Below are 964 nucleotides of genomic sequence, written 5' to 3' on the forward strand. Positions count from 1 at the left end.
GAGTTTCCCCCGGTTTCACGGAGCGGGGGTTACCTGCCTCCGGTCGGGGCAGGGGTGAGGTTATCTGGCTCGGTTTGGGCGTGCCAGGCGGTCTCGTATTCGTCCGGGCTTAGGTAGCCCAGCTCGCGTTGGATGCGGCTGGTGTTGTACCAGGCGTCGATATATTCGAAGATCGCGTTCTCGGCCTCGTCACGTGTCCGCCACGAGGTTCGGTAGACCAGTTCAATCTTCAGCGTCGACCAGAAGTTCTCCATCAACGCGTTATCGTAGGAGTCGCCGACCGACCCCATGGACGGCCGGATTCCGTTGTCCTGCAAGCGTTGCGAGAAGCGGAAGCTCGTATAGTTCGAGCCGCGATCCGAGTGATGTACGAGCTGGCCGTCGCGGACATCACGCGACCAGATGCCGTACTCGAGCGCGGCCAGGATCAGATCGGTGTCACACCGATCCGAGGTCTTCCACCCGACGATCCGGCGAGAGAACACGTCCCGGACGGCGGCCAGCCAGAACACGCCCTCACCGCACGGGATCCGGGTCGCGTCGGCCACCCAGAGCCGGTTCGGACGGTCCGTGGTGAAGTTCCGGTTCACCAGGTCCGGTGCCGGGATATGCCGCGGATTCTGCTTCGTGCAGCCGCCTCGCCAGCCCCGGCGCAGGAACGCCCCCTGCCAGCCCTGCTGCGCCATGAGCCGCTCGACACGCTTGCGGCCGACCCGGATGCCGTCGCGGCGTAGCTGCCGGTGGACGCGATCGGCGCCATAGGTGCGCCCGGACGCCTCCCAGATCTCGAAGATGTTGGAGATCAGGCCGAGGTCGACCAGGTCCCGGTCGCAAGGCTGCTCGGCCTGCGTGACCCACTGGTAGTAGGTCGACTCGGCCACGTCCAGAACCCTGAGAAGGAGCGCGACCGCGAACCGGTCACGATGTTCGTCGACGAACCTCATGACCGTCGCCGGGTCGGGTC

1 protein-coding gene is annotated in these 964 nt (G+C 65.6%); it reads right to left on the reverse strand.

The window, feature by feature from the left end; translation table 11 throughout:
- Positions 1-29: 29 nt before the first annotated feature.
- The coding region (locus Ari01nite_RS49465; protein ID WP_203791705.1) for an IS3 family transposase at positions 30-964 on the reverse strand (935 nt) is incomplete at its 5' end.

The organism is Paractinoplanes rishiriensis, assembly GCF_016862375.1.
GTDB lineage: Bacteria > Actinomycetota > Actinomycetes > Mycobacteriales > Micromonosporaceae > Actinoplanes > Actinoplanes rishiriensis.